Genomic DNA, 18,899 nt, shown 5'->3' with positions numbered 1-18,899 from the left:
ACCGGTTCTTGACAAGGCACTTCTCATGTCCGCAATGCTGACTTCCGAAACTGTCGACAGAAGCACCGTCGCGGTGCTCACGCTGATCGATCCGAACGGCCAGCGCGAAACCCGCGAACTTCGGACGGGTGAGAGCATTTTCGTTGGATCGGAACCATCCGCGGAATTATGCATTGACGGTCCAGGGATCTCCGCCGCTCACTGCATGCTGCGCGCGGATGAATCGAGTGTGAGCGTAAAGGACTGTTATTCGGAATCCGGCACGTTCGTCAACGGTCAAAGAGTCAGCGACGTTCAGCTTCGGTCGCACGCGGAGGTTCGTGTTGGTGACTTCCGGCTGCTGGTCCGATTTAGCAATCTGGCATCCACCGGTGACTCCGCGGATGAGCCATTCGACGATGGCTCCGTCCATGCAGAGCCGCAATGTTCCGCGCTCGCGAAGGCTCCGGCTGGCGAACCGAAAGCCGCAGAAAACCGGATGCATGTGAAGGACACGCCGCTGCCAGAGACGTCAGCGCCGGCAGCGAAGACTCTTGCGAAAGTGCTGCAGGAACAGCTGGAACGCGCGAATGCCGAAATTGAAGTTCTGAGAGACCGGCTGCAGTTTGCGGCTTCTCATGCCGTCGTCGCGGAACCTGACCCGGAACGCGACGAAACGATTTCTCTGCTTCGAGAAGAAGTCGTGGAGCTTCAGGCAGCGCTCGCCGCGCGCGACCAGGCGGCGGTTTCCGCTTCGGCCGTTACCCGCGACGATGCGGATACGATTGACCGCGATGAAGCCGAACGACTGGTGTGTCGACTTGAACAGTTGCTTCAGGAGTTGCAGCAGAAAGATGAACAGACCGCCATGCTGACGGAATTGCTGGAGGCGGCGGAGGAAGCCAATAGCGCTCAGGAACAGGAACGCAGCCACCTGGATTCCTGGATCAGCGACATCGAGAAACGGTTCGGCGATCGGGAACAGGAATGGCAGGCCGCAATAGATCGGCAACAGCAGACGATCGCGAAACTGACGATCGAACGCAACCAGGCGGAAGCGTCGCTGACGTCAAGTGCGTCCAATGCACAGGTGGAAGTCCTGCAGCGGTCTCTGCAGACTCAGCGCGAAGAAGCGGAATCGCTGCACCGAAATCTGGAAGCTGCTGAACGCGAAAACAAACGACTGCAGCGAGAACTCGATGATCTTGGCAAGTCCGTGTCCCGCGAAGAAGCCGTGCGTCTTTGTCAGGAGCGAGCGGAACTGGCTCGGCAGCGACAGGAACTCCAGCTTCAGTGCGAACAAAAGGCTCAACCGGTTGCCGCAAAGGATTCCACGGAACGATTTCAGGCACTGCGTTCGCACCTGAAGGACATTCATGAACAGGAAGAACGCGAGCGACAGGAACGATCTCTTTCCGGCCGCCTGTCAAGACTCTGGCAACGACTTGAAGGACGATAAGGCCCCATCACGGCTCCAGCCCAAATCGTCCCCCCGCCTCAACACCCAATCCCTCAGCTCTGACCCCTGACCCCTGACAACTGACAACTGACAACTCAACACCTAACCCCCCGGCGTTTCCCATGCGTGGTCGACTAGAAACAGGCATTCCGCTCGGAACAACAACAGCAACAACAATACGTCCGGCAAGTCGTCAGCCGACGCCGATGGCTTCGTGCGAATCGCTTCCCGAACCGCACCGCCTTCAGCTTCTGGAACTCGCAAGAAACCTGGACGACTGCGGTCGACGGACGGAGCGATTTCTCACGCAGCAGTTGCAGCAGCTACAGCAGGCGATCGACGAATTTGAGGCGGAACAGTCCGCATGGCGACGGCAGCAGGCGCGTGAAGCGGAAGTGCTGAAGGCGTTGTGGGACGAACTTTCGGGAGTATCCGGACAGACTCCGGCGGCGCTGCGAAGACTGTCCGAAAACCGGACCGAAATTCGACGGCAGCCGGTTCACGTGCCGGACGAAGTTGTTGCCGCCGGAGGATCGCCGCTGAGCCTGCTGCTGATTCCGGCCAAATGCAGTTCTCTGCAAATCGGCCTGCTGCTGTTTGAAGTGTCGAAATACAACCGTGAGCTTGGCGGTGCCGGCCTGCGATTTGAAGTGACCGATTGCCGCGAACCAAGGCAGCATTTGATCGGCCGACGGCAACCGTCCAATGAAACGGCCATCATTGCTCTCGATGTGTTCTCCCGCCAGCCATTGTATGTTGCAGACGACCGCGGATGTATGAATGCAATTGGTGACGATTCACTCGATAGATGGTTTGTCTTCAAGGCTCAACTATTGCAATCAGCAATCATGAGTCCGGACCTTCCGCTGGTCTTCAAACGCTCACGAAGCGCCGGACGGGACCATACAGCTCGCGAAATGGTCCTGGACGCCACACGTCGAGCCGACATGGCGGAGAGCGACGACAGCAATCGCACTCCGCGCGGTGCGTGCAGATCAACCGGCACCAGCGAAGCGGCCCGCCAGCAGTTGAGCCGTCTGGAACAATGCGTCGCAACACTCGCCAACGGTCGCGGCATGAAACTGCACATCTCACTGACCTGAATCCGCACCGACACAACCGACGTCGACCAACCGGCGTCGACCAACCGGCCCGTCGCCACCGGAAACTGACTTCGACATCACGCCTGAACGCCAGTCGAATTCGGAATCGAATCAGTGGATCGGACCAAGTCCATTCACTCGATGAGCCATCCAGGGCCGAACTCCGTTGCATTCCTGCTGCTGCGGTTCTTCCGGGACTCCAGTTCAGCGATCTCAACGTGGGGACCTATCTTGCAGATCCGGAGGTCGGCGATACATCCGCCTACGGTTCCGTCACGTTGAACGTCGTTGCTGTCCCCGAGCCGCAAGCACTATGGCTGATGTTGGGAGCAACGGTTTTTGTGTTCGCAAGGCTTCGCCGCGGGCGGCACGGCGCCGGCACGTAGGCGCCGAACTCAGATCCCGGGCCGCCTGGCGATGCGTACGGCACCGCAGATGCGTGAAGTGCCCGAGCACTGGTTCAAGCAAGAAGCCGTCGCGTGAGAGCGGGCCGCTGTGTGTTTCGGCGGCTAATAGAGAGTCTCGTCAAAATATCGTGCGTGAAACTGTGGCTGAGGCTGGATTTCATAGTTCCAATCGCCATGGAACTTGTTTCGTTTGATCCTGCATTCGGCCAGTTCCGCGTCAGTGACTTTGATCCCTTTTTTGATAGATTGATTCGTCGAGCCGGGCATGCATCTCCGGGCCTTCACTTTTTTTGTGTGGCCGGTCAGCTCGACGACGACCTCGAAAGTTTCCAGCGGCTCGCCTTGCCAGTTGCGCGTGATGTGGCAGAACAAACGATGCTCGATCCTGTTCCATTTGCTGGTTCACGGCGGATAGTGGCAGACTTCGAGAGTCATGCCGGTTTCGTTGGCGAAACGCTGGAGTTCGAGTTTCCACAATCGGCTGCGGGAGCTGTTGCTGCCGCCGCTGTCAGCGGTGATCAGCAGGCGTCTTGCGCGCGGGTATCGTTTGCGTCCGAGCTTCTGCCACCAGCGCCGAATGCCGGCGACGGCAAACTCAGCGGTGTCGTGACTGATCCCCACCAAAACGCCTGCCTGGCTGGCTCCAATGTCGTATACGCCGCAGGGAACGGCTTTTCCTTTTTCGGGGTTTGGAAAGTCGTGCCCGTCTACTTCCAGCGGCCGCCCCTTCGGGCGATAGGATTTCCCCGGAGTTTTCAGGTTTCCGAGCGGTACCTACTTTTTCGTGTCGACCGAAATCGACGGGTCGTTCCGGTGTTGTCGGGTCCTCACCCGGCGGCTGATGTGTTCAAACCAGGCATTACGATCGGGGTGTTGTTTTCCTTCACGTGTCTTGCGGTACGATTGCAGGCTGTATCCGAGCTGCTTCAGGATGCGGCCCACCGCCGACGACCCCGCTCGTCGAGTACATCGACCAGGTCAACATCTTCGTTCGAATCTAATGAACCACTGCGCATCCGGCATCGCCGGAGCATGTCAAATTCACGAAAATCGGTACACACCGGTTTCCGCACCCGATTTGACGCGCGCCCTGAGTTTTGTTCGGGGTCAAATACTCCGTCAGCCGTGAATCGGTGAATGCAGATCTGCGACCGATGTCCGGAGGTGCGAAGCTTCTGCCGACCGCCTCAATCAAGCGGCGTCTTTGGAATGTAGCGACTTGTACCCGCTTTCCTTTTCACGGAACCTGCGACTTCCGGTGAATCGGACGATCACACGACGTCCGGCGATTCCTCGAAAACCAAAGCGGTGCTGAACCATTTCACTCGGAAAGATCGATTGTTTCAGCACCAGGTCCGCCAGATTTCATGCACTGGACATCCACCACCGTTTTATTTGCGATCGCGTTCGGCGGAGTCGTCGGATTTCTGTCCGGGATGTTCGGTATCGGCGGCGGCTTCCTTCTGGTTCCGCTGCTGAATGCCCTGCTGGGAGTTCCCATGCCGACAGCGATTGGTTCGACGGCGTGCTACACGCTTGGGCCGGCGACGACAGCGATGCTGGCACGCCGGCCGACCGCGGGCTTCATTGAACTTCCGCTGATCCTTTCAGGCGGCATGTTTGCCGGCGTGCTGTCCGGCACTTACGCGATCGCGCATCTGAAAGTCCTTCCAAAGCTTAACGTGTTCGGCCGCGCGCTTCCTGCCGTCGACCTGATTGTGCTGACCAGCTACGCGGCGCTGATGATGACCATCTTTGTCGTATCACTGACAGATGCGCTGCGGCGTTCGGCGTCGGAAAGAACTCGGAGGAAAGGTCTGCTGAGTTCCTGGCTGTTGCCGCCGGTTGCTGAAATTCCCGACCTGCACCCCGGCCGGTATTCCATTGTGCTGCTGGCAGGGACCGGGTATGCCGTCGGCGTGCTGTCCGGCTTCTTGGGAATGAGCGGAGGACTCGTCCTGATTCCGGCGACCGTCTTTCTGCTGGGCCTGCAGGTGCATGATGCGGCGACGGTAACTATTGTCACCGTCTGGCTGGTCTCACTGCAGGCGACGGTGATGCACGGTCTGCACCGGCACATCGATCTGTTGCTGGTGCTGTCACTGCTGGTCAGCGGCACTTTGGGAGCCCGGCTGGGAACGGAAGTGGGCATGAGACTTCCGGGCCGGCAGCTGAAGATCGGCTTCAGCCTGCTGGTCTTTTCGGCCAGTACAATTGTTGTGCTGCGGCTGGCCGAACTGTGGATTGACGCGTGAGCCAGGGTCGAAGGATGGCACCGCGAGCGCAAGCAAAACCGACTGACATTTGGCAGTGCGGCCGGCGCACGCTGTTGTCAATGCCCATCGGACTGTCGCGATCAGGAGCGATCAATCGTCGGAGTCGTCGTCGTCATCGTCGCGACGGTGATGGGCGGAGGCGTCCGCGCGGGCCGCCTGCAGCATGGCTTCCTGACGTTCCGCGTATTTGCGAGCACAGCTATCGCAGACGGTGATTTCACGAACGATTTCATGGCCGCTGCCGCCGCGATCGCGCGGCACGCGAGGTTCCGGAAACCGGCCGCGGCCGCGTCGGCGAGGCATCTCTTCGACGGTTCCGCGATACAGCTTCTGTCGCACCCGCACCGTCAGCTTTTGCGACTTGGTTCCGGCGGGCACAACAGTCTTACACACTTGACAACGAAACACGGGCAGTTCCTGAGAAACACATGAGGCTGGAAAACTCGAACCAAAAGCAAACAACGCGGCGGCGCGGGGAAGCCCGACGCCGTCGCGTTCTGGTGGCGAATTCAATTTTCTGTCACGTCGATGGCTGCAAAGCGACCGTCCCGCAACTGACTGACTTCAGCCGTTCTGATCAATAACGGCCGCGACCACCGCCGCCGCCGTATCCACCACGCCCGCCGCCACCGCCGCGGTTCTCGCGGGGGCGAGCTTCATTCACGACGATCTCACGACCGTCGAGCTGTGATCCGTTCAGTGCTTCAATGGCTTCATCACCACCGCTGTCCATTTCGACAAATCCAAATCCCTTTGAGCGACCAGTGTCCCGATCACTGATGACTTTGGCGGAAGTCACCGTTCCGAACTGGCTGAAGGCCCTTTCCAGACCTTCAGACGTGGTATCCCATGACAGGCTTCCCACAAAGATGTTCTTACTCATCAAAACCCTCGAGCTACATGGCTCAGCACACACACTGAAGCACTGCTATCACATCAGCAATGCAGAAAACACAACCTGACGGGAGCCACCTTAACCACACGCGGAAACCTGGAAACGTTCGTCATACTTCTGCACAGTTGTCAGGCTGCTGCATCGTAAGGCGGAACAGATCATGCACGGCCGGTAGTGGTGCCAAACCTGGTTCAAGCGAACCTCGTCAACGGGCTTCCGGAGTTCACCCCCCGGGAAGCGGGCGACGATCATACCGCCGCCAAATCAGAATTGAAAGACCGGCTGGCACAGAATCATTCGGCATTTCCGACGGGAGTCTCCCCGGTCAGAATGCGGATCTTCCCGCTCTCCACGTCGTACATGGCGCCGACGATCGCAATCCGGCCCTCGTCCTCCAGCCGCCGCAGCGTCGCACTGCGCTGCCGAATCAACTGTACCGTTCGCAGAACGTTGCGACCGGAAATATCGTCGATGTGCCGGACATGTTCTTCGGGACTCGACTCAGCAAGGATTCGGCGATCCTGGTCACAGATCGATTCGCCTATTGTGCTGACGATACTGTCGAGGTGTTCGCACCCGGTCGCCTGCCTGGCCGTTGTTGCCTGACACGCCAGATTCACGGTCGCCGTCACCGCCCCGCACCGGGTATGGCCCAGCACCAGAACCAGTCGCGAACCGGCCTGGGAACAGCCGTATTCCATGCTTCCCAGAACTTTGGCACTGATGATGTTGCCGGCGACCCGGACACTGAATATGTCACCCAGTCCAAGGTCAAAAATCAGCTCAGCCGGAGTCCGCGAATCGATACAGCTCAGCACGACAGCCATCGGAAACTGTCCCTGAGACGTCGCTTCAACCTGCCGCCACAGATTTCGGGTCAGCTGCTGTCCGGTCCGGAATCGCCGGTTGCCTTCCACCAGAATCTGCAGCACCTGATCCGGAGTCAGCTTCTCCTGGATCTCCTGATTCGTGTAATCGACGTACTGAATCTGATCTTCGATCTGATACTTTTTTCGAAAACCCAGCAGGCTGACTCTGATCCCGTGAGCCGGTGCCTGATTCCGGGCATAGTCGTGAATCAGTTGCTGAACGTCCGGATCCAGGTACACGGTGTTTCTTGCGTCCAGCAGGACATGGCCGCCTTCCGGGATGTCGTTCAGTGCCTGTTCGATGCTGGCGCGGTTCAGAAAACTGACCTGGTTGGCAAGTTCAATCCGCATCACGTCGCCGGACACATGCTTTTCCATGATTCGCCGCAGCGGCCGTTTCAGGTTGCTGTGCAGGATGAACGCAAGGGCCACGCCCAGACCGATCAGGATCCCCTGCAGCAGATTCGTAAACACGATTGCCAGTGCCGTCACGGCAAACGGGATGAACTGATTCCAGCCGTCACGAAACATCTGACGAACCAGAAACGGACTGGCGAGCTTGATTCCCGTGACCAGAAGAATCGCCGCCAGGCAGGACAGAGGAATTCGATTCAGCACCGTTGGCAGCAGAAGAACGCAGCCCAGTAACAGAAGTCCGTGAACCAGCGTGGCCAGCTTTGTCCTGCCGCCGGCGTTGATGTTGACCGAGCTGCGGATAATCACCGATGTCACCGGAAGTCCGCCTACCATTCCGGCGCAGGCGTTGCCGACGCCCTGAGCGAGCAGTTCCCGGTTCGGTGGCGACATACGCCTCTGCGGGTCCAGCTTGTCGACGGCTTCCAGATTCAGCAGTGTTTCCAGTGAAGCCACCAGAGCAATTGTGACTGCGGCAAGGTAGACGGCCGGATTCAGCATCTGCGAAAAATCTGCCATCGTCAGAAATTGCGTGAATTCCGAAAGGTTGTTCGCCACGGGAACCTGCACCAGATGGCTGGCGGTTCCGGATTCAACGTCGGCCACAATACTAAACTTCGAATCCAGCCAGCCGGCCGCCACAAATTGCTGGAAACTCATGTTCAACAGCGTGCCCGCGACGACAACCACCAGCGGCGCCGGGATGTTCAATCTGTCCAGGAACTGGCTTCGCCCGAAGATCACCAGCATTCCCAGCGAAATAATGCCGATCGTTGCTGCTCCCACATGCAGGTCGCCGATGGTCGACACCAGTTCCGAAAAGGTGGTCTCATGGTCCGGCTGCTGAAACGACATTTCTCCTTCCGGGTCCGTGTCGTGGCCGAACAGGTGAGGGATCTGCTTGAGAATCAGAATGATCCCAATTGCAGCCAGCAGCCCCTTGATCACACTCGTCGGGAAGAACGCGGCAATCGAGCCCGCTCCGGCGGCGGCCATTCCAATTTGCAGCAAACCGCCCAGAAACACAGCCAGCAGCAGAGCTTCGAATGAACCCAGTGCCTGAAGCTGCATCGCAACCACAGCCGTCAACCCGGCCGCCGGACCGCTGACGCTGGTGTGGGACCCGCTGATGGCGCCGACGACCAGTCCGCCGATAATCCCCGCCAGCAATCCGGCAAACAGTGGCACTGTCAGTTCCGGCTGATCGGGAAGGTTCGGTCGCGACGCCAGAGCGATGCCAAGACAAAGCGGCAGAGCCACCAGAAACACCACCAGTCCGGCCGTCACGTCGTGGACGATCGTCTGTGTGCGGGTTAGCGCCGGCTGATCAGACATTGCCGAGAATCTCCGTTCCAGTTGACCGGGCAGAATCGTCGCAACTCTCAATGACCGCAGCGGGACCGAAGCGACTTCGGCCATCGCGAGTCCCACGGCAACCTCGCATTCCGAACCAGCTTCGGAAATGCCCGCGACACCACTGCGAGTTCGGCTGGTTGGGCCGGTGGATGCCCCGCTTTTCTCGTTTCGAGGTACCCGGCAGAGACGGCGGCGGGTTCGTTGCCATCCCGCCAGGCTGACTCTACGTTACGCGCCGAATCGCGGTCAAACGCTCCTCGCGGCAGGAAGCCTTTCGTCATGCCGCGTGAATTCTCCTCTTTCGATTCGGAACAATTCCATGGACGCCGGTATCGTCGGTCTCCCCAATGTCGGCAAGAGTACGCTGTTTAACGCTCTGACGATGTCGGCTGCGGCTCAAAGTGCGAATTACCCGTTCTGCACCATTGAGCCCAACGAAGGCATCGTCAGCGTTCCCGACAGCCGTCTGGAGACGATCACAAAGTACATTCCTCCGCAGAAGGTCATTCCGGCCGTTTTGAAACTTGTGGACATCGCCGGAATCGTCAAGGGCGCCAGCGAAGGCGAGGGTCTGGGAAACAAGTTCCTGAGCCACATTCGGGAAGTCGACGCGATCCTGCAGGTCGTGCGGTGCTTTGAAGACGAAGACGTGACCCACGTTTCCGGCAGCATCGACCCGCTGTCGGATATTGAAATCATCGAAACCGAACTGCTGCTGGCCGACATGCAGACGCTCGACAACGCCCGTCCCAAAGCCGATCGAGCCGCGCGGGGCGGCGACAAGGATGCAAAACTGCGAGTCTCCGTGATCGACAAGTGCATCGCTCACGTGAATACCGAACAGCCGCTGCGGCAACTGCAGTTTCCCGCCGATGAACGACGCGTCGTCCGCGGACTGGGGCTGATGACGGCCAAGCCGGTCCTGTACATCGCCAACGTCGACGAAGACGATGTCGCCGGCAACGGTCCGCTGGTGCAAAAGGTGAAGGATTACGCCGCGAAGTCGGAAGCCGGCGTGGTGCCCGTCTGCGCCAGGTTCGAAGCCGAACTTGCCGAACTGGATGACGCTGACCGCCTGGAAATGCTGCGGTCCGCCGGCCTGACCGAACCCGCTCTCGGCACCGTTGCCCGAGCCGCCTACAAGACTCTCGGCCTGCAAAGCTACTTTACGGCAGGCGAAAAGGAGGTGCGGGCATGGACGGTTCCCATCGGAGCCACCGCGCCCCAGGCCGCCGGCGTCATCCACAGCGACTTCGAACGAGGCTTTATTCGCTGTGAAGTCTACAGCCTGCAGGATCTGGAAACGTACAAGAGTGAAAAGGAAATCCGGGCCGCCGGAAAGCTGCGTGTCGAAGGCAAAGAATACGTCATGCGCGACGGTGACATCTGCCACTTCCTGTTCAACGTCTGACGCTGCTGACGCCGATCGGCACATCTGCGTCCCACACCGCAGCGATCGCTCCCTTTTTTGGTTCCGGGTGAGCACAGTCCGCACGGCGCTCGATGCCGCTCCGGGACCCGAGCCCCAATCTGCATCGGGCGTCTGCAACCGGAATCCCGCGACTCCGGTTCTCGTGCCGCGTCAGTTGCACGGCGGCACGGCAACGGTATTCTGAATCGCGCAGGTTTCCAAGCGGGCCGTCCAGGAACTTCAGCGAAAGTGATTCGACCATGACCGAGCGTGTCGTGATTCGATGTCCGGGCTGCCAACGGAAGCTGAGGGTCGGCAGGCCGGCACTGCTGAATGGACTCAGGTGCCCGGAATGCGGTACTTCCTTCCGGTCGAATGCGAACACAACCGCGCCGTCGCCGACCCCGAAAGCAGCGCCGGCGCCGTCCCGAAAGAAGTCCGCACGCGCCGACGATCCCGCATCGCATCTCGACGCAACCCGCTCGACACCGGCGGATAAGACTGCCGCGCGCAACCGTCGATCCGGCAAAAGTACCGCTCCTCCAAAGCGAACTTCGGGAAAGAATCGTCCGCAACACCAGGCACAGTTTCTGGACGATGACTGGGACTCCGCCGACAGCGAGCCCGACGAAAATGTCGGAGCGCCTGCCGCCAATGACGCATACGCCCTGGATGACGCGTACGACGATGGCTACGACGAAGACTACGGCGACAACTGGCTGGACGATGATTTTGGTGATGGCAGCCGGGAGGACGCCGGGCAATACGACGACTGGAGCAAACCTCCAAAGTCTTCCGCGAAAAAACAGCCGGCCCGCGGCGGGAAACCGAAATCCGACAAAAAGCAGACTTCGAAACAGAAGCGAACCTCCGGGAAGAGCGTTGCCGCTGCCGTCGGGCATCCGGTCGCATGGATCGGAGCCGGAGTGGTCGCCGGAATCCTGTCTTTTGGACTCACGGTTGCACTTGGGTTCACAGGAATCTCCCTGCTGATCATCCTGTCGGCATTCGTCAGCGCGGGCCTGATCGGCGGTTCTATCCGCGCGATGGCTGGCACCACCGACGGCTGGGGACCAGGACTGGTCGCCGTGGCCATCGCCGTTCCCGCCATCTTTCTGGGCCGCATCGGAGCCTATTATGTCGATCCGGATATCGCGGAAATCACCGCGGACAGCAATCGCACATCCGACGAAATCCGGCAGGACATAGATTCCCGCATCTCTCCCGATGGCATGATCACTCAGATCATCGAGGACGAGATTGCCTATGACGACCAATGGCAGCGCGGAAACGGAATCTCGGAAGACAACTTCTATGCTGACCTGGACATTGACGAGGACGAGGACTGGGAAGACGTCCCCGGACGGGATATGTACAGCCCGATTGTCTGGGCCGAAGGCGAACGAAGATGGAATTCACTGCCGCCGGAAATCCAGGCAGATCGGACGGAAGACCGTCGGCTGCAGTTGCTGCTTGACGAAGGCGTCATCGACGAAGAATCACTGGCCAGCCTGATTCAGCGGCGGACGTCCGATACGGTCATGACTCAGACGCTGTCGCACGAACTTCAACAAAACGAGGCCTGGCTGACCACGGCCGGTGTCACCTACGACCAGATCAATCTTCATTATCATCAGACCAACACGGCAGAAAATCCCCTGGAACGGATTCACCCGGTGGTCCGCGACGAGGCGTCAAAGCGGTGGGCCGAAATGCCTGATGACGAAAAGGCCAGCCGACGCTCTGCCGTCGAACAGGAAATCCGCGACCAGGTCGTAAGTCTCGATGAACGCAGGGACGAATCCGGGAAGTTTCGCCTGGGTGCGGCAGTGGTCTGGGGTCTGCTCAGCCTGCTCATGCCGTTCCGACCGATTCTGATCACAATCGGTTCCGTCGTCCTTGCATTCAAACTGGGCTCCGGACTGGCAAGCGGCTGACCCGGATTATTTACGCGATCAGGATTTCCCGACGTCAGGCGTCTTGGAGATGGTGGTCATGTCGAGTCGGCGAACTCCACACTTTACGATGGGACTCCGATCCCGTCGCTGCATATCGATGGGATCGCAGTCCCGTCCACAAACCCGTGAATAATCCGGGTTCACCAGGTGGAATCGCAGGAACCAGACGATCGGGTGCGGTTTCGCTCTCGTCAGACTTTGATCACTTTCGTGCCGGCAAAGTCATCGTGCAGGCACCGACGGTTTTCACGAAAGATGAGATAGCACATCGGCAAGTACAATGAACCCTCCGACAAACGGAATGAGCCCGAACAACTGGATGTACAAAACCGCTTGATGAACAGACGTCCCAGCGGAATGATCTGGTTGGTCTCCGAATCGACAATCCGAGTGCCGACCACCAGTTTTCCAACGGTTTGACCTCGCTTTGCCAGCAGATAACCATTGATCAGCAGGTACATCGCCGCTGCGATGATGGCACCGGCGATGTCCAGCATAAAGCCGGCAACAAGGGAATCTTCGACGAACCAGCGTTCCGCCCCGGAAATGAATGACAAGTAAAAAATGATCGCAATGCCTGGAATCATCGTCAGTCCATCCACAAACGCACCCGCGAACCTGGCCAGGCGATCTGCCAGCGGCGGTCCGGATTCCGTGGCGACGTCACCCATCGACGCCGGTGCCGCATAGGGATTATGTGGTTCCTGCCGATCAGGATCATAGGCGAAGGGGTTTTCTTCCGATTGAGCCATAGGATTCGTTCCTTTGAGTGCTGTTGCGGACGTGACTCAAGCGCCTTCCCGGCGCGCGGCGGCTACCATAGCGTCCCGCGTCGGCTCTGCCCAGTCTGGCCGCTGATGCAATTTTCGACTGGCGGAGAAGTCCATTCATGCTGACGGTTACCGATACGATTCAGATTCCCGATACGGAATTCAGCTTTTCGTTCGCACGAAGCGGCGGGCCTGGTGGTCAGAATGTCAATAAGGTGAATTCCAAGGCAATCCTGCACTGGAATGTCACGCAAAGTCCGTCGCTGCCACAGGCGGTGAAGGAACGATTTCTGGAACGCTTCCGCCGTCGACTGACAACCGACGGAATCCTGGTGCTGAACAGCCAGCGCTATCGCGACCAGGGCCGCAACGTATTGGATTGCATGGAAAAGCTGCGGGCACTGATATTGGAAGCGGCTGTGACTCCCAAAAAACGCAGGCCGACGAAACCCGGCAAAGGCGCGCAGCAGCGCCGACTTCAAAACAAGCGGCAGCAGTCAGAAAAGAAACAGTCGCGGCGCAGACCGGGCGTCAACGACTGAGAGCGCCGGATGGATCTGAGCGGGACCTCCTGCGTTCAGCCCTTCTTTTGCTGCTTCGTCCACTGATCCTTCAGCGTCACCGTGCGATTGAAGACTGGCTTTTTGTTCGTGCTGTCCGGGTCGACGCAGAAGTAGCCCAGTCGTTCGAACTGGCAGCGATAACCGATTTCCGGATTTGCGAGCGCCGGTTCCAGCTTTCCGGTTACCACCTGCAGAGAATTCGGATTCAGGTTGCTCTTCCAGTCGAGCGATTCGTCGTCGACATCGTCCGGGTCTTCCTTCACGAACAGGTGGTCATACAGCCGCACTTCGGCGTCAACCGCGTGAGCCGCGCTGACCCAGTGCAGTGTCGCCTTCACTTTGCGGCCATCCGGAGCGTCTCCGCCTCTGGTTTCCGGATCGTAAGTGCAGTGAATTTCGGCAACGCTGCCGTCGGCGTTCTTCACGACATCGGTGCAGGTGATGAAGTAGGCCCACCGCAGCCGGACTTCACGGCCCGGCCCCAGCCTGAAGAACTTCTTCGGCGGGTCTTCCATGAAGTCGTCCTGTTCGATGAATAACTCGCGGCCGAACGGCACCCGACGCGAACCTGCGGATTCGTCTTCCGGGTTGTTGACGGCATCCAGCTCGTCCGTCTGATTTTCCGGATAGTTGGTGATCACAACTTTCAGCGGATTCAGCACGGCCATCCGACGATCGGCGCGCTTGTTCAAATCGTCGCGAATATGGTTTTCCAGCACGACCATGTCCGTAACGGCGTTCTGTTTCGTCACACCGACGTAGGCACAAAGTTTTCGGATGGCCTCCGGCGTATAACCGCGCCGGCGCAATCCGCTGAGCGTCGGCATTCGGGGATCGTCCCAGCCGGTGACGTGGCCTTCGTTCACAAGCTGCAGCAAGCGCCGCTTGCTCATCATGGTGTACGTCAGATTCAGACGGTTGAATTCGATCTGCTGCGGATGGTGGATTCCCAGAGCGTCGCAGTACCAGTCGTAAAGCGGACGGTGGTTTTCAAATTCCAGCGTGCAGATGCTGTGCGTGATGCCTTCAATGGAATCCGACTGCCCGTGAGCCCAGTCGTAGGTCGGATAGATGCACCAGTCGCTGCCGGTCCGGTGATGTTCGGCGTGGCGAATGCGGTACATGATCGGATCGCGCAGCAGCATGTGCTTATGAGCCATGTCGATCTTCGCGCGGACGACGTGTTCGCCTTCACGGAACTCACCGGCCTTCATACGCCGCAGCAGGTCCAGATTCTCCTCGACGGAACGGCTGCGGTACGGACTGTCGGTCCCCGGTTCCGCCGGCGTTCCCCGACCGGTGCGGATTTCTTCCAGCGGAAGGCTGCAGACGTAGGCTTTCCCGTCGCGAATGAGCTGTTCCGTCCAGTCATAGATCTGCTGAAAGTAGTCGGACGCGTAGAACAGCCGGTCTTCCCAGTCGAAACCCAGCCAGCGGATATCCTCCATGATGGAATTGACGTATTCGGTGTCTTCCTTTTCGGGGTTGGTGTCGTCGAACCGCAGATTGCACAGGCCGCCGTATTCCTGAGCGATGCCGAAGTTCAGGCAGATCGACTTGGCGTGCCCGATGTGCAGATAACCATTGGGTTCCGGAGGAAAACGCGTGTGAACACGCCCGTCCCATTTTCCCGTGCGATTGTCTTCTTCGATAATCTGCCGCACGAAATCGCGGCGTTCGGTGGAAGCTGGTTCCGTCATGTCGTCTGTCGTTCCGTGGCCAAACTAAGCATCAGAGAAGCCACGGACAATAGCTGCGCGGGGCGAATTCCTGAAGGTCAACTGGCCACCCCGCCGTGAACATCGAACCGGCCAGGAACCGATTCTCAACCCCCGCGTTCCGCGGTAGACTCAAGGGACCGATGCCGGGCCGCGACATCAGATTCACGGAATCAAGCCGGAGCGGCACAGTCGGGCGGTCTTCTGATCGATCGTTGGTTGTCGCCGCGGCGTGGAACAGTTTCCAGCCGGAGTCACGCCATGAGAATTGCTTTGACCAACGCGACCGCAACGAACGAGGATGCACTGCACCAGATGCCGTCTCGTCGCAAACGCCTCGAATACGCGATCGCCGCAGTCACCCTGGTCGCGATCGGTCACCTGCTGCTGGGGTCTTACAACGGCTATCGCCATCGATTCACCTGCGTCGTTTGCCGGCTTGAGCGCGCGGATTACAGGTCGCGGCTTCGGTCATCTGCAAGCACTTACAACGAAACGTCATGCTCGAAATGGTATCAATCGCACGTTGAAGGATCGCACGATCACGTCTGGTCGCCCAGTGCCACGATGGCACTTGTCAACTTCTACGGACAAACGATTGGCGTGGGTGACAACTTCGACTTGCCGGGTCGCGCTGTCTGGAAACTGACGCCGGATCAGCAGCGAAGCATCTACGAACACTTTTCGAATCCGCTCGACGCGCAGGTCCTGTTTGTATCACTCACTGACGATGCCGTCATGAAGGATCGCACCGACTATCGAATTGTCGATTCACTCAGGGCCTGGATGGAATCCGGATTTGCCGGATCATGGCGGCATCCGACGCGTCCGGTGCCGGAATGACGCCCGCACTGAGTGCCAATTCCATGAACGCGGGCCTCGTTCAGTCTGCCGTTTCTTCGCCGGGAGTCAATTCGCACAGTGTCCGACAATCCCTACAAAGCACCATTCGAAGCGCCGGACACTGAACCGACTGCCGGGCAGGATTCAGCGACAATGTCTGCGTTCGAGATTTTCGTGGTTGAAGTCAGTTCGATGTGCACAGCAGTGCTCACGTTTATAGTATGCGCGTGGCTTGGCATCGACCTGATCGAGCATCTCGGCTGGGAATCCAACGCTGTGGCGTTCATTGTCGGCGTCGCAATCGCGTGGCGTGTCGGTGAGACGACGGAACGCCTGCTGAGCAGACAGTTTTCCCTGCAGCGAGATCCCGGCGGCAGGCGGACTTCTCATGACCAACGACCGTAACCCCTACGAAGCGCCCCGCGAGACAACGACTCCGGTCGACGAATCGCGGAAGCCGGGAGCCATCGCGGTCATCTGGATCGCTCTGGTTTCGATCATTGCCGGTCTGTTCGCATTCGGAGCCACATGTCTTGTTGGCGGCGTGATTTCCGGGTGGGCCATAGCAGAAATCGCCGCCGCTCTGGTGGCGGCGATATCACCTGTCATCGGGGTTCTTGTGACATCGGCGGTCCGCAAGGCACTTTGGAGGGCCTACTCAAAATGAAGTATCGCGACTACACGTTTCTCGGCACGACGCAGAGTCTCTGCCCGGATTGTCTGACGCTTGTGCCCGCCAAGATCGTGACTCGCGGCGAGCGTGTCTACTTCCGCAAGAACTGCTCTCAGCACGGGGCTCGCGAAGACTTTGTCTGCAGTGACGTCAACTGGTTCGATCGCACCGATTACAGCCTTCCCGGAAAAGTGCCGGTCTCGTTCGGCGTCGAACCGCAGCTCGGCTGCCCCTTCGACTGCGGGCTGTGTACTGAGCACGAACAGCACACCTGCATCGGTCTGCTGGAAATCACATCGAGCTGCAACCTGGAATGTCCGATGTGTTTCGCGGTCAGCGGGCCGGGAGGCACTCACCTGACCTTCGATGAATGCAAAGCGGCGATCGACCGGCTGGTGGAAGTGGAAGGTCAGCCGGAGATCCTGCAGCTTTCCGGCGGCGAACCAACCGTTCATCCGCAGTTCCTGGACATCTTTCGATATGCCTGCGAACAGCCGATCGACATCGTGATGATCAACACGAACGGCATTCGCATCGCCAAAGATCCGCGATTCGTAGAACAACTGGCCGCGCTGCGGCATCGGTGTGAAATCTACCTTCAGTTTGACGGTTTCGACGATGCCGGATGCGAAGTGCTTCGGGGAGAACCGCTGGTCGACGTGAAACTCCGGGCCATCGAAGCTCTGGGATCAGCCGGCTTGAGAACAACCCTGGTCTGTACGCTGCAACCCGACATCAACGCAGACCAGATGGGGCGGATGGTGCAGTTCGGAACGGCTCGCCCGGCAATCACGGGAGTCAGTTTTCAGCCGGCCACGTATTCCGGCCGATATGTGCTGCCCGAAATTCTGGAACGCCGCATCACGTTTCCCGACGTCATCCGCGGCGTCGCGGCGCAGACAGAAGGCCAGTGGCGAGAAACGGATTTTTCACCGCTGCCGTGTGCTCACCCCAACGGCCACACGCTGGCCTATGCCTACCGCAGCGGTGACCACGTGCTGCCGCTGGCTCGCTTTGTTGACTTCGAAAATCACCTGGACCTGCTGTCCGGCCGAATCACCTTCAATCGCCCGCGCGCGAAGGAGCTGATCAGCGAATATCTGTCTCGCCAGTGCTGCGGGGCGGGCGGCTGCGGAGAATCCGTCTCTCTTCGCAGCGCCGCGACCCCGCGTTCCGCTTCAGACCGCGACATCTCCGAAACGGAACTGAGCCTGGCGGCGGACTTTCTTCAGCGAGCCATGACCGAGACACTCGATCCGGAAGATATGTTTCGCATCACGACAACATCGTTCATGGACGCCTACAACTTCGATATTCGCCAACTGATGAAGTCGTGCGTGCATCATGTGCTTCCGTCGGGGCACGTGATTCCGTTTTCGGCGTATAACGTGCTGTATCGAAGTGGTCACGTCCCGCTGCCGGCTCTGAATCGCGACCCGGTGGAACTGATCCAACTGCCGGAGCCTGTCGCGTGAGCCCTCTGTATCCGCTGATCATGCTGGCCGCCGTCGGCAGCGCGGCAATCATCAGCCGGTTCACTCAGCGAGACCTGCCGCTGGTTCGTTCGCAGCGGATTTTCGTGGGACTCGGCGGCTTCTGTGGCGCGATGCTGGGAGCGAAGCTGCCGTTCCTGCTGTCGGACGTCGACGGCCTGCTGTCCGGAACGGCATGGTTTTCCAGCGGCAAGACGATTCTGTGTGGACTTGTTGGTGGGTATTTCGGCGTCGAACTCGCCAAAAAGCACCTCAACATTCGCACAAAAACAGGTGACTCGTTCGCTGTTCCTGTCGCTGTTGGTGTGGGAATCGGTCGGCTGGCGTGTTTCGCCGGCGGCTGTTGTTTCGGCACACCGACCGACCTTCCCTGGGGGTGCGTGTTTCCCGCGACCGATGCACTACGACGTCACCCGACTCAGATTTATGAAGCGATTTTTCATCTGACGGCCGCCGGAATTCTGTTCGTCATGTGGCGGCGACAGTTGCTGAAAGGTCAACTCATCAAGCTGTACATCATCGCCTACCTCGCGTACCGCTATGCGACGGAGTTCATCCGACCGGAAGCTCGGATGTGGGCGGGACTGACCGGTTACCAGTGGGCCGCACTGGCGCTGATCCCGCTGTTCGCGGGACTTTGGATGCGCGATGCGAGGCAGGTGGTGTCAGAAACGGCAGGATCACGCCAGGGCTGACAATCGTCCGATCGTGA

Annotated in this window: 16 protein-coding genes; 11 read left to right on the top strand and 5 right to left on the bottom strand. The window is 59.1% G+C overall.

The features are described from left to right. Positions 1 to 25: 25 nt before the first annotated feature. The 4 genes from R3C19_08580 (at position 26) to R3C19_08565 (ending at position 5,203) form a co-directional block, all read left to right on the top strand. A complete protein-coding gene (locus R3C19_08580; GenBank protein MEZ6060402.1) occupies positions 26 to 1,438 on the top strand; it encodes an FHA domain-containing protein in 1,413 nt (470 codons plus the stop codon). A gap of 206 nt (positions 1,439 to 1,644) precedes the next feature. Then, entirely contained in the window at positions 1,645 to 2,541 is an 897-nt protein-coding gene (locus R3C19_08575) for a hypothetical protein (GenBank protein ID MEZ6060401.1), read from the top strand. 581 nt (positions 2,542 to 3,122) lie between these two features. After that, positions 3,123 to 4,085, top strand: a complete 963-nt coding sequence (locus R3C19_08570) for a hypothetical protein (GenBank protein ID MEZ6060400.1) — start codon at positions 3,123 to 3,125, stop codon at positions 4,083 to 4,085. Between the two features lie 230 nt (positions 4,086 to 4,315). Further along, the gene (locus tag R3C19_08565; protein MEZ6060399.1) at positions 4,316 to 5,203 is read left to right on the top strand and encodes a sulfite exporter TauE/SafE family protein; all 888 of its coding nucleotides are present in this window, start codon (positions 4,316 to 4,318) and stop codon (positions 5,201 to 5,203) included. A 111-nt stretch (positions 5,204 to 5,314) separates the two neighbouring features. Here the strand turns inward: R3C19_08565 and R3C19_08560 are convergent, their stop codons facing one another. From R3C19_08560 to R3C19_08550, 3 genes are all read right to left on the bottom strand, one after another. After that, entirely contained in the window at positions 5,315 to 5,632 is a 318-nt protein-coding gene (locus R3C19_08560; protein MEZ6060398.1) for a hypothetical protein, read from the bottom strand. 169 nt (positions 5,633 to 5,801) lie between these two features. After that, positions 5,802 to 6,107 carry an RNA-binding protein gene (locus R3C19_08555; GenBank protein MEZ6060397.1) on the bottom strand — a complete coding sequence of 102 codons (306 nt, stop codon included), beginning with the start codon at positions 6,105 to 6,107 and terminating at the stop codon, positions 5,802 to 5,804. A 305-nt stretch (positions 6,108 to 6,412) separates the two neighbouring features. Beyond that, on the bottom strand, positions 6,413 to 8,737 hold the full coding sequence (locus R3C19_08550; GenBank protein ID MEZ6060396.1) for a SulP family inorganic anion transporter: 2,325 nt from the start codon (positions 8,735 to 8,737) through the stop codon (positions 6,413 to 6,415). Positions 8,738 to 9,077: 340 nt separating this feature from the next. Here R3C19_08550 and ychF point away from each other — a divergent pair, with 340 nt between their 5' ends. Both ychF and R3C19_08540 read left to right on the top strand, forming a co-directional pair. Next, complete coding sequence (gene ychF / locus R3C19_08545; protein ID MEZ6060395.1) at positions 9,078 to 10,169, top strand: redox-regulated ATPase YchF; 1,092 nt, start codon at positions 9,078 to 9,080, stop codon at positions 10,167 to 10,169. 260 nt (positions 10,170 to 10,429) lie between these two features. Next, positions 10,430 to 12,106 carry a hypothetical protein gene (locus R3C19_08540; protein MEZ6060394.1) on the top strand — a complete coding sequence of 559 codons (1,677 nt, stop codon included), beginning with the start codon at positions 10,430 to 10,432 and terminating at the stop codon, positions 12,104 to 12,106. Positions 12,107 to 12,318: 212 nt separating this feature from the next. Here the strand turns inward: R3C19_08540 and R3C19_08535 are convergent, their stop codons facing one another. Next, on the bottom strand, positions 12,319 to 12,879 hold the full coding sequence (locus tag R3C19_08535) for an RDD family protein (GenBank protein ID MEZ6060393.1): 561 nt from the start codon (positions 12,877 to 12,879) through the stop codon (positions 12,319 to 12,321). Positions 12,880 to 13,016: 137 nt separating this feature from the next. Here R3C19_08535 and arfB point away from each other — a divergent pair, with 137 nt between their 5' ends. Further along, complete coding sequence (gene arfB, locus R3C19_08530; protein ID MEZ6060392.1) at positions 13,017 to 13,439, top strand: alternative ribosome rescue aminoacyl-tRNA hydrolase ArfB; 423 nt, start codon at positions 13,017 to 13,019, stop codon at positions 13,437 to 13,439. Positions 13,440 to 13,474: 35 nt separating this feature from the next. Here arfB and R3C19_08525 read toward each other — a convergent pair whose 3' ends face one another. Then, a complete protein-coding gene (locus tag R3C19_08525; protein MEZ6060391.1) occupies positions 13,475 to 15,160 on the bottom strand; it encodes a glutamine--tRNA ligase/YqeY domain fusion protein in 1,686 nt (561 codons plus the stop codon). Positions 15,161 to 15,439: 279 nt separating this feature from the next. On the opposite strand from R3C19_08525, the gene R3C19_08520 reads away from it, so the two are divergent. The 4 genes from R3C19_08520 to R3C19_08505 all read left to right on the top strand — a co-directional run bounded on the left by R3C19_08520 (position 15,440) and on the right by R3C19_08505 (position 18,882). Continuing rightward, the gene (locus R3C19_08520) at positions 15,440 to 16,021 is read left to right on the top strand and encodes a hypothetical protein (GenBank protein ID MEZ6060390.1); all 582 of its coding nucleotides are present in this window, start codon (positions 15,440 to 15,442) and stop codon (positions 16,019 to 16,021) included. 388 nt (positions 16,022 to 16,409) lie between these two features. Next, entirely contained in the window at positions 16,410 to 16,688 is a 279-nt protein-coding gene (locus R3C19_08515) for a hypothetical protein (protein ID MEZ6060389.1), read from the top strand. Continuing rightward, on the top strand, positions 16,685 to 18,169 hold the full coding sequence (locus tag R3C19_08510; GenBank protein ID MEZ6060388.1) for a radical SAM protein: 1,485 nt from the start codon (positions 16,685 to 16,687) through the stop codon (positions 18,167 to 18,169). The genes R3C19_08515 and R3C19_08510 overlap by 4 nt, the downstream gene beginning before the upstream one ends. Continuing rightward, entirely contained in the window at positions 18,166 to 18,882 is a 717-nt protein-coding gene (locus R3C19_08505) for a prolipoprotein diacylglyceryl transferase (protein MEZ6060387.1), read from the top strand. Before R3C19_08510 ends, R3C19_08505 begins: the two co-directional genes overlap by 4 nt. Positions 18,883 to 18,899 lie beyond the last annotated feature (17 nt).

This window comes from Planctomycetaceae bacterium, from assembly GCA_041398785.1.
Classification (GTDB): domain Bacteria; phylum Planctomycetota; class Planctomycetia; order Planctomycetales; family Planctomycetaceae; genus JAWKUA01.
The sequence above is the reverse complement of the archived record's forward strand: the minus strand, read 5'-3'. Positions and strand labels throughout refer to the sequence as shown.